Origin of the sequence: Agrobacterium sp. MCAB5, assembly GCF_052114365.1 — a bacterium.
Lineage (GTDB): Bacteria > Pseudomonadota > Alphaproteobacteria > Rhizobiales > Rhizobiaceae > Agrobacterium > Agrobacterium tumefaciens.
The window spans coordinates 1-410 of sequence record NZ_JBFREP010000308.1; the positions used below are offsets into that span (position 1 = coordinate 1).

Consider the following 410-nt stretch of genomic DNA (forward strand, 5'->3'; position numbering starts at 1 on the left):
GGAGAAGAGTGATCAGGCTTGCTCTCCTTCATGTAGTCTATCCACGCTCTGAAAGCAGGCGAGACCTGCCGGCGGCTTGGGTAGAACAGGCTAAAACCGGGCAGGGGCCGTACCCAATCCGGCAGCACTTTGACCAAGGTGCCCGCCGCAAGGTCACCCGCCCCCTGAGACTCGAACAAAAAGGCGAGCCCGAGGCCGTCCAAGGCCGCCGCGCGGATTGCTTCGCCGCTGTCCAGCACAAGCGGCCCGTCTCCTCGAAACTCAGATCGGGTATCGTTCTTTTCAAGGAGCCATTGGAAGATTCTGCCAGAGGTCGCAAACCCGTAGTTCATGCATCAGTGGGACTGCAAGTCAGCTGGCGCTGACGGCAGGCTCTTGAAGCTCGCCAGATATCCCGGGCTCCTAACAAT

Annotated in this window: 1 protein-coding gene; it reads right to left on the reverse strand. The window is 59.8% G+C overall.

What is annotated here, in order from left to right:
- Nucleotides 1–332, reverse strand: a 332-nt coding sequence (locus AB4Z23_RS28765; protein ID WP_441361348.1) for a LysR substrate-binding domain-containing protein, incomplete at its 3' end; no start/stop codon positions are given.
- Between the last annotated feature and the right edge of the window lie 78 nt (nt 333–410).